General features: G+C 48.9%; 3 protein-coding genes. 2 read left to right on the plus strand and 1 reads right to left on the minus strand.

The features are described from left to right. The first annotated feature begins 186 nt into the window (after positions 1 to 186). The gene (locus F6K49_RS51930; RefSeq protein WP_293068391.1) at positions 187 to 372 is read left to right on the plus strand and encodes a hypothetical protein; all 186 of its coding nucleotides are present in this window, start codon (positions 187 to 189) and stop codon (positions 370 to 372) included. An 8-nt stretch (positions 373 to 380) separates the two neighbouring features. Here the strand turns inward: F6K49_RS51930 and F6K49_RS51935 are convergent, their stop codons facing one another. Further along, entirely contained in the window at positions 381 to 602 is a 222-nt protein-coding gene (locus tag F6K49_RS51935) for a hypothetical protein (protein ID WP_293068388.1), read from the minus strand. 114 nt (positions 603 to 716) lie between these two features. Here F6K49_RS51935 and F6K49_RS51940 point away from each other — a divergent pair, with 114 nt between their 5' ends. Further along, a complete protein-coding gene (locus tag F6K49_RS51940; protein ID WP_293110844.1) occupies positions 717 to 1,016 on the plus strand; it encodes a hypothetical protein in 300 nt (99 codons plus the stop codon). Positions 1,017 to 1,108: the final 92 nt, after the last annotated feature.

The following is a 1,108-nucleotide window of genomic DNA, read 5'->3' on the forward strand; positions in this document are numbered from 1 at the left end:
GATATCACCAAAGCCAAGGGTAAAAGCTGGTTGACTGACAAAAAGTGAAGTAAAAAGTGGTCAACTGCTGATCTCGAAAGGAGTTGCCAGACTTGACAAAGCGTGATTGGGAGCCAGCATTCGTTCGGACAGAAACCACTCTCACCATAAAAATGCTGTGAAAAAAACTCCCGAGTCTATAATGCCTTGAAGAGTTGGATGGGTCAACCCTGTGAGTGGGCACATCTGACCCACCTGACAACCTGTTTATGGATGGTGTCTGCCCTGATCCAGACAGGGGAGGTAAATTTGACCCGTTGGATTCCCGTTCGTCCCATGGTTCGGCCAATATGCACTAATCATACAGCGTCGGATGCAGCGTTGGCTGTATAATGCCCGGATTAACATCCATGGCCAATAGGCCACGCTACGCGAACGATTGTATAAACCTTTGATCCAGGCAGCCTTAGCAGATTGGGAAGACGATTGTATTTATCTAAGGCAAGGACACTTCGCTGTTTTGGGATAAGTACTGCCTGGTGCGATTGGTCGTAGTCCATCACCGGACGTGCCTTGCCCGTAGTGTGGCGAGTGATGGAACATAAAGCGTGCCACGGTTGCATTCAACGATTACCCTTGAGATGCGCCCAACTTGCCATCCCACGTTTACCTTTAGGGGTAATCGGTAGTCTTACTAGCAGATCGAGGGTTTATCCACACCGAGCAAGATCAAAGCGATGACCAATCAATGGGGTTGGCATTATCGGAAAAGTCTGAAAAAAGACACCTGGATTTGGCGAGCAGGTATTGGTTGGTGTCAGCTCAAAGATTTCCACTGTCTTGATGCAATAGCGAGTGTGGGAAACCACGGCAGTCGCTCATGGGGGGAACCCCCAAGACCGCGCTGCCTCCCCAAGACCGCGCTGCATCGCTTCAAACCAGGTGTTGCCCTGTGTTTTCATAATGTCAGGATTCACAAGGAGCATGTTTTATGGCTCGGTTCATCTGATCTTCGGTTGCAACAATATCAATGGTGATAATGGGCGATGGTCAGCGATGATTTGACGACCCTCCAAACATGCGCAGGAATTTGGTTTGCGGTTTGATATCGAGGAAAATTTCTTGGATG

It is taken from the genome of Moorena sp. SIO3I6, from assembly GCF_010672095.1.

Coding starts and splice junctions, on each gene's coding strand:
- F6K49_RS51935 (WP_293068388.1), bottom strand. CDS start 602: ATGCAACCGTGGCACGCTTTATGTTCCATCACTCGCCACACTACGGGC.
- F6K49_RS51940 (WP_293110844.1), top strand. CDS start 717: ATGACCAATCAATGGGGTTGGCATTATCGGAAAAGTCTGAAAAAAGAC.